This window comes from Leuconostoc sp. LN180020, from assembly GCF_014844115.1.
GTDB lineage: Bacteria > Bacillota > Bacilli > Lactobacillales > Lactobacillaceae > Leuconostoc > Leuconostoc citreum.
The window spans coordinates 312,643-329,943 of sequence record NZ_CP039736.1 but is presented as its reverse complement, the minus strand read 5'-3'; the positions used below and the strand labels follow the sequence as shown (position 1 = coordinate 329,943).

Sequence of the window (17,301 nt, the reverse complement as noted above, 5' to 3'; positions counted from 1 at the left end):
ACGCTAAAATTAAGCTATGACACAAGAAAAAATAGCACAATACTTTGATAATTTAACGGCAATAACGACTGATTTTTCTAAAGATGTTGACATGAATTTTACAGATGCACTTGTTGAAATACTTGAAGACATCAATGATGGATCTGTTCATGTCGATGCTAATAAACCTAATTCAGTTATAGTTGAGCAAATACAAACGTTAACACAATCGCTCAGGCAAGATAAACTGTCAGCTGATGATTTGCGTAAATTATTACAACTTGTTACGCTCAAAGTTCATCGTGAAGATAAAGTACCCGCCAATTCTCAAATTACACCCGATGGTATTGGTTATTTGTTATCGGATTTTCTATTACAAACTGCGGCACTCAAAACGGGTGATACCCTAATAGACTTTAATGTTGGTACAGGAAACTTACTCAACACAGTTAACAATTTGTTAGTAGATAACGGCATTACAGTTGCTCGAATAGGGATTGATAATGATAGTAGGCAGTTAGCGTTAGCTTCAGCGGTTGATGGCTTGATTAACGATAGAACAACTAGTTTTTATGAGGCAGATGTCGTTCAATTAGAAGATATACCAAAGGCTAAGGTTGTTATAGCTGATTTACCAGTAGGCTATTATCCAATGGCAGCACCGAGTTATTATGCCACACAGCTAGCCAATGGACAGTCAATGGTACATCAACTATTAATAGAAAAGAGTCTAGACTTTTTAACGCCTGATGGTTGGGCATATTTGCTTGTTCCAGCAGATGTACTATCGGGAACTGATTCAAAAAAATTGTTAGGCATGCTTACAGCAAAGGCACAAATTAAAGCATTTTTACAATTACCGAACAATTTTTTTCAAAACCAAAGTGCTGCGAAAGCTATTTTAGTGATTAGAAAAAAGCAGGCAGAGAATACTGGTGACATTTTAATGGGACAATATCCACCACTGAAAGATGTGGATAATTTAAAAAAATTTTTGCAAGATATCAAGGCTTGGGTTAAACTGGATAGAGAAAAGAATGAAGCGTGAGATTGTAAACATCGCCTAAATGTATGGCAAAGTCTACTGAATTATTTTTGTCTTATATTTTCAACATGCGTCCAGTCAAGAAACGTTTAAGAAAGACAGGTAAAAATCATATTATGGCTAAAACAATGGCTGTTAACGCCGGCAGTTCTTCGCTAAAGTTTCAATTATTAGAGATGCCAGCAGAACAAGTAATTGCACAAGGTGTTATCGAGCGAATTGGGATGGATGACGCTATTGTGACAATTAAGTACGGTTCAGAAGTGCAGGGTGAACGTTTAATTGGCAACTCTGAAGATGATGACCATATTGTTATTTTAAAAGACGGTAAGGGTCACAAGTATGAAAATGTGCTGGCGATTAAAGATCATCAGCAGGCCATTAATTTCATGCTTCAAAAGTTAACAGATTTAGGCATTATTGAAGATTTTAATGAAATTACAGGTGTTGGACACCGTGTCGTAGCTGGTGGTGAATGGTTTAATCATTCTGTTGTTGTGACCGATGCCGTTTTAGAAAAAATTGATCGTCTTGCCGATTATGCACCCTTGCACAATCCAGCTAATGCCATGGGAATTCGTGCCTTTCAGAAGCTTTTACCCAATGCGCTATCTGTTGCCGTATTCGATACATCATTTCATCAGACGATGCCCGAAGAAAACTATCTCTATCCGTTGCCTTATGAATACTATACGCGCTATGGGGCACGTAAGTATGGTGCTCATGGTACCTCGCATCGCTATGTGGCCTCTCGTGCGGCAACTATGCTTAAGCAGCCGTTAGAATCACTTAAACTCATCACATTACATTTAGGTGCCGGTGTATCTATTACTGCTATTAAGGATGGTAAGTCATTAGATACATCTATGGGCTTTTCACCGCTAGCTGGCGTAGCAATGGCTACGCGATCTGGAGATGTTGATACATCACTAGTTTATTATATTCAAGAACGAGAGGGCTTATCAAATGACGAGATGCTGACTATTTTGAATAAAAAATCAGGTTTATTAGGTTTATCAACAATCTCATCTGATATGCGTGATTTATTAGACGTTCAGGACACGAATGATCATGCGCGGTTGGCTGTCGATATTTTTGTCAATCGTATTGTTAAGTATGTGGGGCAATATATTGCCGAAATGGGTGGCGTAGATGCGTTGGTATTCACAGCTGGTATTGGTGAAAATTCATCTCCAATTAGAAAAAGAATTATCGATCGTTTAGCTTATTTTGGTATACAATTAGATTCAGTAGCTAATGAGAAGCGTGGTGAAGAAATTGAAATCTCAACAAAGGACTCACAGGTCAAGGCGCTATTAATACCAACTAATGAAGAACTAATGATTGCACGCGATGTAGAAGCGTTAAAGTAATCTTCTCTTAATCTATCCCATAAAAAAATATGCTAAAATATAACAAGTCGACTAGTATTAATGATACTGGTCGCTTTCATTATTATGATAATTTATTTTAGAGGATAAACTATGGAATCTCGAAAACAACGGCATCAACATGAAATAAAAGCAGCAGAAGCTTTAGATGCCACACAAAATAGTACATCAAATAATCCATTTGCTGGACCAATAGGCGGTGGCCGTGGGCCACACAAAAAGCGATCTAAAAAGTCTAAATGGCTAACGGCATTTTTGGCCGTTATTGTTGTTGTGGGCTTTGTACTAGTTATTAAGGCACTTTTTACGGATAACAATGCTGCTTTAAACCCACAGGATACCACTTTTAAAACTGTCAAAATTAATGATGGTTCCACGGCCATGCAAATGGGTCAAACACTAGAAAATAAAAAAATTATTAAGAGCGCCAAAGCGTTTTACAAGTATGCTATGTCTCAAGGAGCAGAAAAGTTACAAGCCGGAACGTATCATCTATCACCTTCACAAACGATACAGTTAATTTATCAACAGATGGTGAGTGGTCCGACAGCTGAACCGAGTCTACCAAAGGGGTATGTCATGGTCAGCGTTGGACAATCTGCTAGTCAAGTTGCTAAAAATGTTTCTGATAAGGTCAAGAATGTCTCAGAACAGTCTGTCTTAACAGCACTTAATGATAAAAAATTAATCGCTAAGATGTATCAGAAGTATCCAGATTTGTTGCGAGGTGTTAATCAATCAGATACGCAGGATGCCAAATTATTAGACTATATTTATCCACAAGCCTTTAATTTAACAAATGCTAAAAATGCTGGTGATGTTGTTGAAACAATGTTAAAAACTTCTGATATAACAATGCAACCATATTATAAAACCTTAAAAAGCAATGGTTTGGCAACGCCAAATGTGATGGCATTGATTGCTACTTCTGGTAAATCGGAATTTGAACGACGCTTAGCTTTTGTTAAAAAAATTGCTCCTTATGCACAAGAGTTGTCCAAAAAGTATGGGATCTTAGCTTCAGTTTCTATTGCACAAGCAGCCCATGAATCGAATTGGGATAACTCTAAGTTGTCATCAAAGTATAATAACTTTTATGGTGTTAAAACACAAGATACCACACCAGGTAAGTCAGTTGTTCTAGACACTACAGAATATGTGGACGGCAAACCTGAAACACAACAGGCACGTTTTGCTGTCTATGATAGTTGGAAGGACAGTATGCGGGAGCATGCTGAAACAATTGTGAATGGTAATTCTTGGAACCCTAATCAATTTAAGGACGTTTTAGCAGCTAAAAATTATAAACAGGCAGCTAAGGCGCTCTACGATGATCATTATGCAACAGATGTTAACTATACTAAATTACTCATTAATGTAATTGAAACTTGGAACATGCAAAAATATGATAAATAAATAAAATAGGCTGATGAGTGAAGTCACACTCGTCAGCCTATTTTTAATAGATCATCATGAGTTTTTTCATAAAAAATACGCGATAATCAAGTTAAAGCAGCTATCAGCTTGTATCTCATTTTAATATATAGAGAGATTGTGATGTAAGTTACAAGAATAATGATGAAAACGTTTACAAAATTTCCTAAAAAGACTTGTGTAAACGTTTTCATTCGTGTAAAATAGTTTTTGTTAATCAAACACGATGAAGGAGTATTAGATATAATGAATGCAGCAATTTTGTTGGCACTTGTGCCTGCATTAGCTTGGGGATCAGTTGGTCTCGTCAATACAAAAATGGGTGGCTCAGCTGGGCAACAGACATTAGGCATGACATTTGGTGCGCTATTATTCGGACTAGCCACTATGTTTTTCTATGTGATGCCACACCATGCCTATTTAGGAAAAGAAATTTGGACAGTGGGCGTCGCATCTGGTCTTGTGTGGGCAGTTGGTACTGCCGGCCAATTCTTGGCAATTAAAGATTTAGGTGTGTCCTTGGCTATTCCATTGTCTACTGCTGGTCAAATTGTTACAAATGCTTTAATGGCAGCAGTGGTGCTTGGCGATTGGAAAACAGGGAAGATGTGGGCTATCGGTGTGATATCGATTATTGCCGTTGTTATTGGTGCAACACTTATTTCTGCGCGTGATAAGGCATTAAATTCAGGCATTGAAAGCCAAGCGAAAAGTATGACTAAAGGGTTAGTGTATCTAGCTATCTCGACTGTTGGGTATATGTTTTATTTCGTATTACCTAATTTTTTGAATAAAATTGGCTATATTTCTGATACCATTAAAGCTAAGAATAATGGTGTTGACTATATGACTGCAATCGTTGGGCCTCAAGCGATTGGACAAGTAATTGGTGCATTTTTGATTGTTATCTTTGTGTTAAAAGAAGCGGATAAAATGTTTAACAAACCAACATGGAAAAACATTTTGACTGGGTTAGTTTGGGCGACTGGTAATATATTTATGTTTATTTCAGCCGCTAACCCAGCCATCGGTCAAACAATTGCAACGACGTTCTCACAATTAGGTATCATTGTGGCAACATTTGGCGGTATTTATCTATTAGGCGAAAAGAAGTCTAATTACCAAATGAAGTTAATAATTATTGGCACAATACTAGTTGTTGTCGGTGCAATTATTATTGGAAATATTAATCAGTTTGCATAAAGAAGTAATAAAAAGGACTTGCTAACAGCAAGTCCTTTTTATTACTTTTCAACTTTTAGAATTTCAACGTCAATACTTTCACCACTTGGTAGCGGAACAGAGACTTTGTCGCCAACTTTTTTATCAAGTAGTGCAACTGCCATAGCTGATTCATTAGAAATTTTACCAGCCAACGGATCAGACTCAGTTGAACCAACAATTGCATACGTTTCAGGTTCTTCATCGGGTAGTTCCTTGAATGTGACAGTCTTACCGAGGGACACAACATCTGCAGCTGTTGCGTTTGGGTCAATAATTTCGGCATTTTCAATCATTTTTTTCAATGTGAGAATGCGACCTTCAACGAAAGCTTGTTCATCTTTAGCAGATTGATATTCAGAGTTTTCAGATAAATCACCGTATGAACGTGCAATTTGAATGCGATTTGTAATTTCTGGGCGTTGACGTGTAATGAGATCTTCCAATTCAGCTTGGAGCTTATCGCGTCCTTCAGCTGTCATTGGAAATACTTTTTCTTCTGACATAAAAAGATTCCTTTCAATTTTGCGTATTTCTCGCAAATAATAGCAAGACGAGCATATCATGCAGAGCGTTTTCTTGCAAGCATTTTATAATAAAACTGGAATATGCCTAAAATCAGGACAGCAGTGCCTGTTAACATGACACCTAGCCAGAAAAAAGGTGGTGTATATTTAAAGGTGACATGATGCTTTCCAGGGGCGGTTCGCACAGCGATAAAGTAATTGGCCACTTTTTCTGTTTTGACACGTTTTCCATCAACCAGCACTTGCCAGCCAGGTGTGCTAGGAATAGTTGTCATAAGTAGGGGTTGTTGCTTAGTTGTCGTGATATTGCCAGTAATCTTATTGTCGCGATATTCATCGATAGTTAGGGGATGTGCTTTTAACTGATTAACTTGTTGCTGGAAATTATCTTGCGATATGCGGTATAAGGTAACATTGTTTAATAACAACGAGCGAGTTTGTTTAAAACGTATGGTAACAGTTTGTGGTTTATTTTTAACCTGTGAGGCCAAATTAATAATGACAGTATGGCGGTAAGAATTAAACTGTGTAATCACTTGGCCATTAATGAGTAAATCAAAATCTTTAATCGGTAAGCCACTACCAAGTGTTAAATAATAGCTATCATTGGTTTTTGGATTAAACGTGAGGTCAAGGCTAGCTGGCTCGTTGGGTTTGTTTTTTACCAATAATGCATCCGTAATTGTAGCTGGCGTATTGACGTTATGGCCAACGGCTTGGCTGAAATTTTCTGCCGTCACTAAGGGTGCTTTTTGAGCGTTTAGTCCTTGCCAGATATTATTTTGGTTCTGCATAGGGTTATTTAGTAGCATTGCTGTTTTGAGTACAGTATCGCTAGCTGCAAAAGCCAGTGGCAGCGCGTATGGATTTTCCCATACACTTGTTTTGTCTGTTACTGCTTTAAGATGATACTTTGATGTATCAGGCCGATAACCAATCAAATGTGTACTTGGATCACCGGGCAAGTGTTTATCTTGATTATTTGGGGCCACAATGTATTTCATATCTAACAAGGCATCCGATAATAAACTACCATTACTATAAGCAACGTAGTTATCACCATCTGGTTGACCTATATTACCAAAGAAAGTAGGTGTTGCCTTTGGTAGCGTTGAACTGAAATGTGAACCACCATAAAAATCTAGCATCATACTATCGCCGCGTGTACGTTGAAAGGTTTGTGCTATCCGATAAAAAGTTCGATCTGTTTTAATTTTTTTGATGGCAGGTGTAAGTGATTTAATTGTTCTTTGATATTCAGTGTTTGTGAGGTAGGAAAAACGGTTGAGTGTTAGCAAAACGTTGACGACTAGCATGAGAACGGTAAAAGAGAGCAATAGCCACTGATAGTGATCCTGTGATGGGAACATCAGTTGCGCAAGTATAAGCATAGCTAAAATCGCAAATAACGATATACTACGTTGATCGATGTAGCTGAGATGATGACTTTGTTGATAAGCGTAAAAAGTGATAGTAATGATACATACGAGACTTAATGAGCTACTCATAAGATTTAATGGTTGATTTGGTTGCCAAGCCAACGCGCCTAAATAAATGAACATGAAGCTAATTAGAAAACTAAAACGATAGGGATACCAGACAGGATATTGCATACCGTGGAATATAATTGTTAAAGGGGCCCAGGTTGTTGCGATTAATAGAATACCAAGAAGCAATAGTGCGCCTATTTTAATGCGCCAATGAACCGTTTTGACAACAAAAAAGCTAATGACTGTAAACAATATAAAAGCAGAGACGAAAAAATTAGCTTGTCCACTTTGCATTTGATTGAAATCGAAACTACCTGGAATTAGTTTCAGGATTAATTTAACGGGATCATTGTCAAATTTGAAAGACCAATTCGTATTGTATTGGGCCTTACCTAGTCGTAATTGATAATATGTGGGTAATATCAGCCAAGCACTTAAAACACCAGCAAGTAAGCTACCGTAAACAAAATGTTTGATTACTTGCCAGCGCTGCTTAATTTGGTTTGGCCAAGTTAAACGCCAAATAAAATACAATATAACGAATAATGTAATCATGTAGCCAATGTAATAGTTACTGGTAATGGTTAGACCTAAAATTAGGGCATAGCGCCACCAATTATTTTGTTTGAAAAGAGCCTCGATTTGTACAATCAGTATTGGGAGTAATATGGCAGCATCTAACCAGAGCAGGTTTAAATCGTTGGCGATAAACCACCCAGATAAAGCATAATTAACGGCAAATAATGTGATGTAGTAACCGCGTTGCAACTGTAGTTGTTTTAGAAGCCAAGCCATACTTAAGCCAGCGCTACCAAATTTCAGTACGGTAACAAATAATATGGCAGAGGGTAGGTGCACAATTGGCGTGAATAAATAGATGACATTAAATGGGCTCATAAGGTAGTAAGCCCATTCGCCGAGCATATCACCACCTAACGCATTACTAAATGAATAGAAAAAACTTGTAGGATGGGATAAAAATGTGTGTTTGAAAGCAGCAAATTGGTCAATATATTGTTGGCCTAGATCAACTGTTAAAATAGAGTTTGGTCCAAATGGCGCCATACCCCGATAAACAAAATAACCCAGTATTACTAAAGCTGGGAGCCAAAAGCTAAGTGCTAATGGTGCAATAAAGTAGTGTTTTTTATTCATGTTACTAATATACCAAATTTTTAGTCTTTTTTAGCGCGAAAACAGGATTTGTGGTAATCTAGTTTAAGTAACTTATTGATAAATTGGGGTCAAATATGAAGCGTAATCCTTACTTAGAAGATCGTGATAAAAAAAATAGTGCTAGTGGTAATCTACCCGTACGTTTAAACATATTATTGGGTATTTCACTCACTTTAATGATAGCACTCATTATTCAGTTAGCATTTCTGACAATCAAACAAGGTGCATATTATCAGGGAGAAGTAAACCGTAGTGATGAAACCATTGAAAAGGGTAACGTTCCGCGCGGTATGTTCTATGATGCAACTGGAAAAGTTATTGTTGGTAACAAGGCACAGGCTGCTATTACGTTTACACGTGGGACGGCAGTGACAGCACCAACAATGCGGCAAACGGCTATTAAGCTTGGGAAAATAGTAGCAGTTGATACACAGCGGCTAAGTGAGCGGGCTAAAGTTGACTTTTATTTAGCCGATAACAAAAATAATACAAAATTATCGGCCATTATGGTCAAAAAATATCAGAAACAGAAGAGTACGCTGACGCCAGACCAAATTAATAAATATATGGTGGCTTATGTACAGCAAAATCACTTAGCTGATAACGTTGATAGCAATGCTGCCATGATTTTCCAGCGCATGAGTGGCGCTTACACATTATCAACTACTTTTATTAAAGAATCAGGGGTAACGAACACAGAGTTAGCTGAAGTTGGCGAGCGATTAAGTGACTTTCCTGGTGTGAAGCTTGGAACAAGCTGGTCACGCCAATATCCTGAGGGGGATGAATTTAAAGCCTTGGTTGGTACAGTAACCAATGAGGCGACAGGTTTGCCAGAAAGCAAGTTACACACACTTTTGGCACAAGGCTACTCACAAAATGAGCCGGTTGGTAATTCTAGTTTAGAAATGGGCTATGAATCAATTTTGAAAGGCTCAGCATCTCAAACACTAGTGACAACTGGCAGTAATGGTCAGGTTAAATCATCACAAATTAAATACAACGGGCAAGCCGGTGATAATGTCAAATTGACAATCAACGCACGTTTCCAAAGTGAGGTTCAAAAGATTTTGGAAGACAATGTGCCTGGCGGTGATGTGGAAGGCGCTTATGCGACAGTCATTAATCCTTTCACTGGCGGTATTTATGCAATGGCAGGTGTTGATCGCAATTACGAAACGGGTCAAAAAACGGCTGACCCATTAGGTAATATGAATCATGCAATTGTGATGGGATCTGTTGTTAAGCCAGCAGTGATGGCAACAGCCTTTCAAAAAGGGGTTATATCACCTAGTAACACAGTGTTAAATGATCAAGGTATTAAAATTGCAGGTACTCAAGAAATTACCTCTTACTGGAACAAATCCGGAGCACCAGTGCCTATTGATGCTGGAACCGCATTTGAGCGTTCTTCCAACACTTATTTTGTACAGTTAGGTATGAAAATTGGCGGTCAAACCTATAGTCCAGGATCACCATTAGCTTTGCAACCAGATGCCTTTCAAACATTACGCAATGGGTTTGGTCAGTTTGGACTAGGTACTAAGACTGGAATTGATATTTCTGGTGAGACCGCTGGTTATCGCGGACCAACGACTGGTGAGGCACGTGGAAAGTATTTGTATGCCTCGTTTGGACAATATGATTCTTATACGACTTTACAATTAGCGCGTTATGTATCAACAATTGCTAATGGTGGTTATCTTGTAGCGCCACATGTCGTTGGAGCTGTCCAGCAAAGCATGCCAAATAGCGATACGCAAAAAACTGTTTGGACGGCAACACCAAATATTCAAGGCCAAGTTAATCTTACCGCTGATGAATGGCAAGTCATTAAAAATGGTATGGAACGTGTAGCCAATGGTTCCGATCCTTGGAACACGGGTGGTAGCGATATGCACAAATTACAGCCCCATGTTTACGCAAAAACAGGAACTGCGGAAACCAAAACTAATGGACATGATACGTATACTGAATCAATGGTAGCTTACGTACCAGGCCAACCATTTGCTGTTGCAATGGCCATTCCGGGTATGAATAACTACTTAGATGGTACTAACGGTAAGATATCAGCTAAAATTATTGATGCTTATTGGAAATATGTTGCCGAAAAACCAAAGTAAAATTAAAACACGAGCCACTTTAGTGGCTCGTGTTTTAATTTGTTTTATTAGAAATAGCAACAGACATGCCATTGTAGGTTGTTGGATTTAAAATAATTTGCGTAATAAATTCAGCAACACTTACTCGGGTAACCGGACCACCTTGAATTATTTCTTTTGGATCCGTTTGAATAGTTAACTGTTGCATGATATTATCATCAATTAATTCATTTGGACGAATAACTGTATAGTCTAAACCAGAAGTCATAATCCTTTTGACAGCTGCGGCCTGATCACCCATGTAGGTATTTTCATTATCTGTTGTACCGAGTATATTTGCCCATAAATCACTTTGCTTTTCAGGTAATTCATCATGAACACCAACCGTGGCAACCCAAACTAAGCGGCGCACGCCAGCTAGATGCATAGCATTAACAACACTGTTGGCGGCTGTTTTTTGTCGTCCTTCTGCACCGATATTTGCATAAACGATATCAATATCTTTTAACATAGAGACTAACTGCGTTTCATTGACAGCGTCAAGTGTTTGAATATTCTTGTTGGAACGTCCATGTAATGAAGTTAAAGTAGATTGTACATCGGTATTAGCTAACATAGGGACGACGAGTTTAGCAATCTGACCGTTAGCACCGAGAATAAGTAGTTTTGTCATGTCTTTATTTTAGCATGAAAAACAAATTAGCGGTAAAATTGAGTTAAGTAAAAGAGGGCAAAATATGGCATTATCATTTCAACAATTATTAACAGCTGTGCCTTTGATCTTAAAGGGTGGCAATGTGCCAACAATTGTTGGCGAAGCGGGGATTGGGAAATCAGCACTTGTACAAACTGTTGCTAAGCGTTTAAATGCAACACTATTTACAACAGTGGTATCACTATCTGAAAAAGGGGATTTAGCGATACCTATACCACCATTAACTGATGCGGCTTTTATAACGACGAAAAATTATGGTCGTTTAGCGGATGTTCAATTTGGTTATACCCATACGTTGATTCAAATTATTCAACAAGCTGAGTCCAACCCAGAAAAACCCATCATTTGGTTTCTAGATGAATTCAATCGTGGGTCACAAGCTGTGCAAGGTGAGCTCATGAATTTGGTTTTACAGCGTCAGATAAATGATTTGATTTTACCCCAAAATGTCAAATTAGTTCTAGCAGAAAACCCAGATGATTCGATGACTGGGTTTGAAGATTCAGAATATGCTGTGCAGACTTCCGATGCTGCCATTAAAGATCGTACCACGCGTTTGGTTATGTCGGTTTCAGTGACTGATTGGTTAGATTGGGCTAAGCAAGAACAAACTCAGCATCGAGAGCACATTCATCCACTGGTAAGACAATTTATTTCGCAGCACGCCACGCTCTTATATCCAGAAGTCAGACAAATTGATTTGAACCCAACGCCGCGCGCATGGCAACGTGTATCTGATAATTTGTACGAGTTACGACAACTAGCAACGCCTATGCAAGACCAACTGCTATTTGATATTGTGGCTGGTGATTTAGGCCATCAAGTTGCTACGCAATTTGTGACGTTTGTTCGTGAACAGACACCTAGTCTAACGGCAGCAGATGTTTTTGAGACAGAACCGGTGGGACCGCAGTTACCTAAGACAATTCGATTAACGTTTGAAAAACTTTCCGATATTCAAAAATTAAGCGTTATGAAGACATTATTATTAACAGCTAATATGACTACTGATAATAACGCTGGGCGATTTAGTGAATTATTAGGTTTGGTATCACCAGATGGGCAATATGCTTTAGTTAAGCAAATGACAAGTGCCCCGATTTTAGATGATTTGTATGCTTCTGATGCGCATTATGCCAATGTTTTGTATCAGCAAATTATGGATATTGCGACACGATGACAAATTTAAATAACAATCTGATTGTTGATGGCATCAAAACACTTTTAGATGTTTCACCGCTGTATGGTAATATTGTGATGAATTTAGCACGCGATGATGACGAAAAAGCATTGACGGCCTTGCAGCTGAGATGGCAAGCACATCGTTGGTTTTTGATTGTGAATCCAACCCGATTTAACCGTCAATTTAGTAATCATAATCAAGTTGCATTAGCATTGGCTCATGAGGCATTACATATTGTTTGGGCTCATCCAACTCGCTATGCTTTTGATAGAAAGCAACGTCGTCAATTGGTTAATTTAGGAACGGATATAGCAGTCAATCAATATTTGCCATCACATTTAGGTGACCTGCCAGAGGCCATCACGTTACAGACCATCTTGGGGATTTATGGTAAGCTGTTACCACCATATCAAGATTCTGCGCAGTATATTGCACAACTGGCGGAACTCGATGATAAGTTATTACCACAATATGCTGGCAATTATTCAGGCCATGAAGAATGGCAAAGTGCTGGTGTATCATTAGATGAAGCCGAGGCAGCATTAGAGACAGTCATCAGACAGGCACAAAAAGATGCACAACGTTCCGGTCGAGGACAGTTGCCGGGAAGTATCCAGCAACGGATTGATGAAATTATGGTACCCAAACGTCATTGGCGAGCGATTTTACGTGCAGGATTAAGTGCTATACCTAATCGCCGTAAAACAACACGTGCACGATTTAACCGACGTCAAGCCTATCGTTTAGATTTGCCAGGAGAACTCAGTACTTATGCATTACAATTGATAATTTTTGTTGATAATTCTGCTTCGATATCTAATCACCAAGTGAGTATGATGTTGGCGCAAGTGGCACAGATTGCGAAGCAGTTCGATGCAAATATACAAATATTTTCTTTTGATACATCAGTGCACGTTGTTAAGCGTATTAAACAATGGGTCAGACATGCAGGTGGGGGTACATCATTTCAATGTATCTTTGATATGCTTGCAGCAAAACACTATGAGCCAATGCGGACCGTTATCGTTATTTTAACCGATGGTGATGGTGAGCACGCTGCCTTATCAACAAATTTTCATCAAGTATATTGGCTATTACCTCGTGGAAAGCGCTTAAGTATTAAGCAACCATTTGGAAAAATGATACCAATTGATTTGGCATAGGAGGTGAGGAAAATTTTAAGCGAACATATGGATAAAAAATTAGAGCCGATGGATTTACGTAGCTTTATTGATAAAGACAGTCGTTTCAGACGCGCCGAGGCAATATTGACAAATCAATGGGAGTCACTTTTATTAAATGATTCATGGGGCGTTAGTATGATGACGCAGGCTGATATAACCTTTGCGAAAAAGCTTGCTGCTGCCCATGTTATTAAACCTGAGGTTGATTTGACAACTTTTTCTGGTGTACAACACTTTATTTTATCTCATCAAGCACGTTTATCATCAAATGTCGTGAATGCGTTAAAGGAGCCATTCTTATGAAAATCAATTTAATTTTAACACCGGAACAAGAACCTGCAACATTACTTGCAATGCAAGCGCAACATCCAGACAACTTTTTTTATTTGGGTAAAGAGTCACAACTAGCTGGAACAAACGTCTTGTTGTTGGACGCTCCTGACTTGGTTGCGAAATTTCAGAGACCAATGTCTTTTGATAGTCGCATCGTTAAGTCGCCCATAGTTGGCGATGTGGTACATCAAATTGCTTTTCAAAGCAAAGAACATAACGATGAATTAATCAAGCAACTCGTGCCGAACCACGCAATTTTAGCGCAAAATAGTAATGGTAAAGCTGACTTCATGCTATGGACTTTTTGGCCGGATCACGATGCACTAGCTGATTTTTTAGCCAGTGAATTATTTGCACAAATGAAACACTTAATGAAAAACCCATATACTACAAGTTATAGTCGGGTGACCTCTGAATCACAATTATCATTGACGCAGCAAATGCGTGATTTTGATGATAAAACATGGTAAGCCTTAAATTGAATCTTGCATATCGTGTTAAGCTAGGTTACAATTATGCCATAAACTAAATAAACCTATCTGGGGTGCCTTCATTGGCTGAGAAATACCCATTGAACCTGATCGTGGTCATGCGCGCGAAGGGAGATACACTAATGGTACTAATAAAGCACGTTTTTTTGGTAGCCGTTACTTATTTCCAGCGTAAATAAGTGGCGGCTTTTTGATTGCTCATATGGTGGCATGCTAATAGGTAAAAGGAGTATGTTTTGGAGATAACAGTAAAATCGGGTAGCCATAAAACATTACGTCAAATCAGCATAGCTGGTGTGTTAACCGCACTATCGTTTGCAACGTCTAGTATTGTTGTGTTACCTAATATGGCCCCTTTTCAACATTTTTTTAACGTTATTACAGCTGTACTACTAGGACCCTGGTATGCAATTGGTGTTGCCTTTTTAACAGGTGGCATGCGGATGGTATTAGAAGGACGCCCAATTTTAGCTATTACAGGCGCGGTTTTTGGTGCAGCGCTAGCTGGTCTATTATATCGTCTAACGGACAATTACCTAGCCGCAGTTCTGGGTGAAATCGTTGGGACAGGCATTATTTCAGCTATCGTTTCCGCGCCAATAATGACTTGGCTTTATCATGTTAAAGTACCACATTTTTATTTTTATATACCGTTTTTTCTGCCAGCATCGGTTTTTGGTGCCATACTAGCTTATTTGTTTTTAAAAGCTGTGGCGGGCACAAAAATTTTGTCGCAATTGATTGGAGAATTAAAACTATGAAGTTATCAACATTAAAAGAAACAACACCTTTAGTATTTAATTATGCTAACTATGTGACACCGCAGTTTGTTGCAAATGCTGTTAATGTTATTGGTGGCTCGCCAATTATGGCACGAGAAGTGGCAGAATTTTCAGATCTCGTTGCTGTCAGTGATGCCGTGGTAGTTAATACTGGTACTTGGCGACGAGCAGAGCTGCTTGAGACAGTAAAGCTGATACAAATTGCCAATCAAACACAGACAGTAGTGGTTTTGGATCCTGTTGCGGTAGGTATACCGTCTAGAAGCGTTCCTGTTCAAGAGTTGCTCACAAATAGTAAAGTTGATATTATTCGTGGTAATGCTGCCGAAATTGCCTGGTTTGCTGGCATCGATTTTGCCAGTCATGGTATTGATGCCGTTGGATCAGGAAATATAGAGCAGATTGCACAGTTAGCCGCGAATAAAACCGGCGCAATTATTGCAATGAGTGGCCCTAGCGATGTTATTTCTGACGGTAAAACAACGCGTATGCTACCAGTTAACGTACCATTACTAGCTAGCAATGTTGGTACGGGTGATGCATTATCAGCTATAATCGGAGCATTCAACGGTGATGAAATTTCTATGGACAACACTGTTCGTGCTATGGCTATGATGAAATTAGCTGGTTTAACAGCAAGCCACAAAGTAACCACACCTGGTTACTTTGCTAATCAGGTATTAGATGAATTATACTTATTATCAGAAAGCAAGCTTGAAACATTTATTGCAAAGGAGGTGAAAAAATATGAATGATACACCGCAGGCTATGACAATAGCTGGCACAGATTCAAGTGGTGGCGCAGGTATGACGGCAGACTTAAATACATTTTCAGCTCAAGGTGTTTATGGGGCAAATATTGTGGTGTCGGTGACGGCACAAAATACTTGTGGTGTTCAAAAAGTCCAAATGATTACACCAGATATGATTATGGCACAATTGTCAGCTGTTGCTGATGATTTGAAAATTCGTGCGGTGAAGACGGGCATGTTAGGCGATACGGCCACGGTTGAAACGGTGGCAAAAGCAATGACTAAATTTAACTTTGGGCCGTTAATTTTAGACCCTGTTATGGTTGCTAAAGGTGGCGCACAGCTATTAACTGATGAGGCTGTTTCAGCAGTGAAAACACTGTTGATGCCTTTGGCAACACTAGTGACACCGAATCTACCTGAAGCAGAAGTATTAACTCATCTATCAATTAAAACCACAGATGATATCATGCTAGCTGCACAACAGTTACAGACGTTGGGCGCAAAAAATGTGCTACTAAAGGGCGGCCACGGGGATGCACCAATTGTTTTAGATTATATTTTGTTGGCAGATGGTCGCCATTTTTGGCTAAGGACAAAGCGCTTTAACACAGCACGGACGCATGGCACTGGCGATACAATTTCCGCTGCAATTACAGCGCAACTCGCACTAGGACATGATTTAGAAACTGCCATTATTGCTGCCAAGACTTATGTTGATGCAACTATTCGTGATGGTATTTTGGTTGGTCATCGCTATGGGCCGTTAAATCACCTAGCCCAAAGTACAATAAAAAACCAACCAGAGGTGATTTATGATATTTGATAAGACGATGTTAGCTCGGTATTTCATTATGGGCACACAAGATGTTGCTGACGAAGCAGAATTTTTAAGAATCTTAAATCAGGCATTGCGAAGTGGAATTACCCTATTTCAGTATCGTGAAAAAGGGCAAGGTGCGTTAGTTGGGCAAAAAAAGTTACAATTAGCAAAGCAAGTACGCGCACTAACAGCGCAATATCATGTCCCTCTGGTAATCGATGATGATATGGCATTAGCACACGCCATTGCTGCTGATGGTATTCATTTTGGTCAAGATGATGGTCGGCCAGTTGATAATATTAAACAATCTGGCAATTTGTTTGTCGGTGTTTCCGTGTCTAACCAGCAAGAATACCAGCGAATTGCTCATGTAGCGGGTATTGACCATATAGGTGTCGGCCCAATATTTGCAACAACGAGTAAGTCAGATGCCAAACCGCCAATTGGCATATCTGGACTCAGCCAATTGATTCGCATCGCGCATCACCCAATTGTAGCTATTGGTGGGATTCAACGTGATAATTTATCGAAGGTTTTATCAACGGGCGTAGACGGGGCAGCGGTGATTAGCATGATTAGTCAAAGTGAAGATATCCAAAAAACATTAGCAGATTGGCGCAACAGGACATAATAAGAAAAAACATATTTAATGAGTATATTCTAAAAATATGTT

16 protein-coding genes and 1 riboswitch are annotated in these 17,301 nt (G+C 39.0%); of the genes, 13 read left to right on the top strand and 3 right to left on the bottom strand.

Features of this window, described 5'->3' with window-relative positions; genetic code table 11:
• Window positions 1-16: 16 nt before the first annotated feature.
• From FAZ25_RS01705 to FAZ25_RS01690, 4 genes are all read left to right on the top strand, one after another.
• A complete protein-coding gene (locus FAZ25_RS01705; protein ID WP_099044863.1) occupies window positions 17-1,027 on the top strand; it encodes a class I SAM-dependent methyltransferase in 1,011 nt (336 codons plus the stop codon).
• A gap of 113 nt (window positions 1,028-1,140) precedes the next feature.
• Window positions 1,141-2,397: an acetate/propionate family kinase gene (locus tag FAZ25_RS01700; protein ID WP_048801814.1), complete on the top strand. Its 1,257-nt coding sequence runs from the start codon at window positions 1,141-1,143 to the stop codon at window positions 2,395-2,397.
• 111 nt (window positions 2,398-2,508) lie between these two features.
• Window positions 2,509-3,831, top strand: coding sequence for a glycoside hydrolase family 73 protein (locus FAZ25_RS01695; protein WP_146972543.1), 1,323 nt, complete (start codon window positions 2,509-2,511; stop codon window positions 3,829-3,831).
• A 264-nt stretch (window positions 3,832-4,095) separates the two neighbouring features.
• Complete coding sequence (locus tag FAZ25_RS01690) at window positions 4,096-5,052, top strand: GRP family sugar transporter (RefSeq protein WP_004901240.1); 957 nt, start codon at window positions 4,096-4,098, stop codon at window positions 5,050-5,052.
• 41 nt (window positions 5,053-5,093) lie between these two features.
• Here FAZ25_RS01690 and greA read toward each other — a convergent pair whose 3' ends face one another.
• The gene (gene greA, locus FAZ25_RS01685) at window positions 5,094-5,576 is read right to left on the bottom strand and encodes a transcription elongation factor GreA (RefSeq protein WP_004901238.1); all 483 of its coding nucleotides are present in this window, start codon (window positions 5,574-5,576) and stop codon (window positions 5,094-5,096) included.
• 56 nt (window positions 5,577-5,632) lie between these two features.
• Window positions 5,633-8,242, bottom strand: coding sequence for a YfhO family protein (locus FAZ25_RS01680; RefSeq protein ID WP_146972541.1), 2,610 nt, complete (start codon window positions 8,240-8,242; stop codon window positions 5,633-5,635).
• A 95-nt stretch (window positions 8,243-8,337) separates the two neighbouring features.
• On the opposite strand from FAZ25_RS01680, the gene FAZ25_RS01675 reads away from it, so the two are divergent.
• Complete coding sequence (locus FAZ25_RS01675) at window positions 8,338-10,386, top strand: penicillin-binding transpeptidase domain-containing protein (RefSeq protein WP_004904358.1); 2,049 nt, start codon at window positions 8,338-8,340, stop codon at window positions 10,384-10,386.
• Between the two features lie 34 nt (window positions 10,387-10,420).
• Here FAZ25_RS01675 and FAZ25_RS01670 read toward each other — a convergent pair whose 3' ends face one another.
• Window positions 10,421-11,038, bottom strand: a complete 618-nt coding sequence (locus FAZ25_RS01670) for an NAD(P)H-binding protein (RefSeq protein WP_048801786.1) — start codon at window positions 11,036-11,038, stop codon at window positions 10,421-10,423.
• A gap of 64 nt (window positions 11,039-11,102) precedes the next feature.
• Here FAZ25_RS01670 and FAZ25_RS01665 point away from each other — a divergent pair, with 64 nt between their 5' ends.
• From FAZ25_RS01665 to thiE, 8 genes are all read left to right on the top strand, one after another.
• Complete coding sequence (locus FAZ25_RS01665) at window positions 11,103-12,260, top strand: ATP-binding protein (RefSeq protein WP_146972538.1); 1,158 nt, start codon at window positions 11,103-11,105, stop codon at window positions 12,258-12,260.
• Window positions 12,257-13,426: a VWA-like domain-containing protein gene (locus tag FAZ25_RS01660; protein WP_004907487.1), complete on the top strand. Its 1,170-nt coding sequence runs from the start codon at window positions 12,257-12,259 to the stop codon at window positions 13,424-13,426. Before FAZ25_RS01665 ends, FAZ25_RS01660 begins: the two co-directional genes overlap by 4 nt.
• A 27-nt stretch (window positions 13,427-13,453) precedes the next feature.
• Complete coding sequence (locus FAZ25_RS01655) at window positions 13,454-13,750, top strand: hypothetical protein (protein ID WP_004901213.1); 297 nt, start codon at window positions 13,454-13,456, stop codon at window positions 13,748-13,750.
• The gene (locus FAZ25_RS01650) at window positions 13,747-14,250 is read left to right on the top strand and encodes a hypothetical protein (protein WP_004901210.1); all 504 of its coding nucleotides are present in this window, start codon (window positions 13,747-13,749) and stop codon (window positions 14,248-14,250) included. Before FAZ25_RS01655 ends, FAZ25_RS01650 begins: the two co-directional genes overlap by 4 nt.
• A gap of 60 nt (window positions 14,251-14,310) precedes the next feature.
• A riboswitch (TPP riboswitch) is annotated at window positions 14,311-14,401 on the top strand.
• A gap of 106 nt (window positions 14,402-14,507) precedes the next feature.
• On the top strand, window positions 14,508-15,032 hold the full coding sequence (gene thiW, locus FAZ25_RS01645; protein WP_040176569.1) for an energy coupling factor transporter S component ThiW: 525 nt from the start codon (window positions 14,508-14,510) through the stop codon (window positions 15,030-15,032).
• A complete protein-coding gene (gene thiM / locus FAZ25_RS01640; RefSeq protein ID WP_048801788.1) occupies window positions 15,029-15,808 on the top strand; it encodes a hydroxyethylthiazole kinase in 780 nt (259 codons plus the stop codon). Before thiW ends, thiM begins: the two co-directional genes overlap by 4 nt.
• On the top strand, window positions 15,801-16,631 hold the full coding sequence (gene thiD / locus FAZ25_RS01635; RefSeq protein ID WP_004904352.1) for a bifunctional hydroxymethylpyrimidine kinase/phosphomethylpyrimidine kinase: 831 nt from the start codon (window positions 15,801-15,803) through the stop codon (window positions 16,629-16,631). Before thiM ends, thiD begins: the two co-directional genes overlap by 8 nt.
• Window positions 16,621-17,259, top strand: coding sequence for a thiamine phosphate synthase (gene thiE, locus FAZ25_RS01630; protein ID WP_004901199.1), 639 nt, complete (start codon window positions 16,621-16,623; stop codon window positions 17,257-17,259). Before thiD ends, thiE begins: the two co-directional genes overlap by 11 nt.
• Window positions 17,260-17,301: the final 42 nt, after the last annotated feature.

Bases quoted from the DNA above. Each gene is read 5' to 3' on its own strand.
- FAZ25_RS01705 (WP_099044863.1), top strand. From the start codon at position 17: ATGACACAAGAAAAAATAGCACAATACTTTGATAATTTAACGGCAATA.
- FAZ25_RS01700 (WP_048801814.1), top strand. From the start codon at position 1,141: ATGGCTAAAACAATGGCTGTTAACGCCGGCAGTTCTTCGCTAAAGTTT.
- FAZ25_RS01695 (WP_146972543.1), top strand. From the start codon at position 2,509: ATGGAATCTCGAAAACAACGGCATCAACATGAAATAAAAGCAGCAGAA.
- FAZ25_RS01690 (WP_004901240.1), top strand. From the start codon at position 4,096: ATGAATGCAGCAATTTTGTTGGCACTTGTGCCTGCATTAGCTTGGGGA.
- greA (WP_004901238.1), bottom strand. From the start codon at position 5,576: ATGTCAGAAGAAAAAGTATTTCCAATGACAGCTGAAGGACGCGATAAG.
- FAZ25_RS01680 (WP_146972541.1), bottom strand. From the start codon at position 8,242: ATGAATAAAAAACACTACTTTATTGCACCATTAGCACTTAGCTTTTGG.
- FAZ25_RS01675 (WP_004904358.1), top strand. From the start codon at position 8,338: ATGAAGCGTAATCCTTACTTAGAAGATCGTGATAAAAAAAATAGTGCT.
- FAZ25_RS01670 (WP_048801786.1), bottom strand. From the start codon at position 11,038: ATGACAAAACTACTTATTCTCGGTGCTAACGGTCAGATTGCTAAACTC.
- FAZ25_RS01665 (WP_146972538.1), top strand. From the start codon at position 11,103: ATGGCATTATCATTTCAACAATTATTAACAGCTGTGCCTTTGATCTTA.
- FAZ25_RS01660 (WP_004907487.1), top strand. From the start codon at position 12,257: ATGACAAATTTAAATAACAATCTGATTGTTGATGGCATCAAAACACTT.
- FAZ25_RS01655 (WP_004901213.1), top strand. From the start codon at position 13,454: ATGGATAAAAAATTAGAGCCGATGGATTTACGTAGCTTTATTGATAAA.
- FAZ25_RS01650 (WP_004901210.1), top strand. From the start codon at position 13,747: ATGAAAATCAATTTAATTTTAACACCGGAACAAGAACCTGCAACATTA.
- thiM (WP_048801788.1), top strand. From the start codon at position 15,029: ATGAAGTTATCAACATTAAAAGAAACAACACCTTTAGTATTTAATTAT.
- thiD (WP_004904352.1), top strand. From the start codon at position 15,801: ATGAATGATACACCGCAGGCTATGACAATAGCTGGCACAGATTCAAGT.
- thiE (WP_004901199.1), top strand. From the start codon at position 16,621: ATGATATTTGATAAGACGATGTTAGCTCGGTATTTCATTATGGGCACA.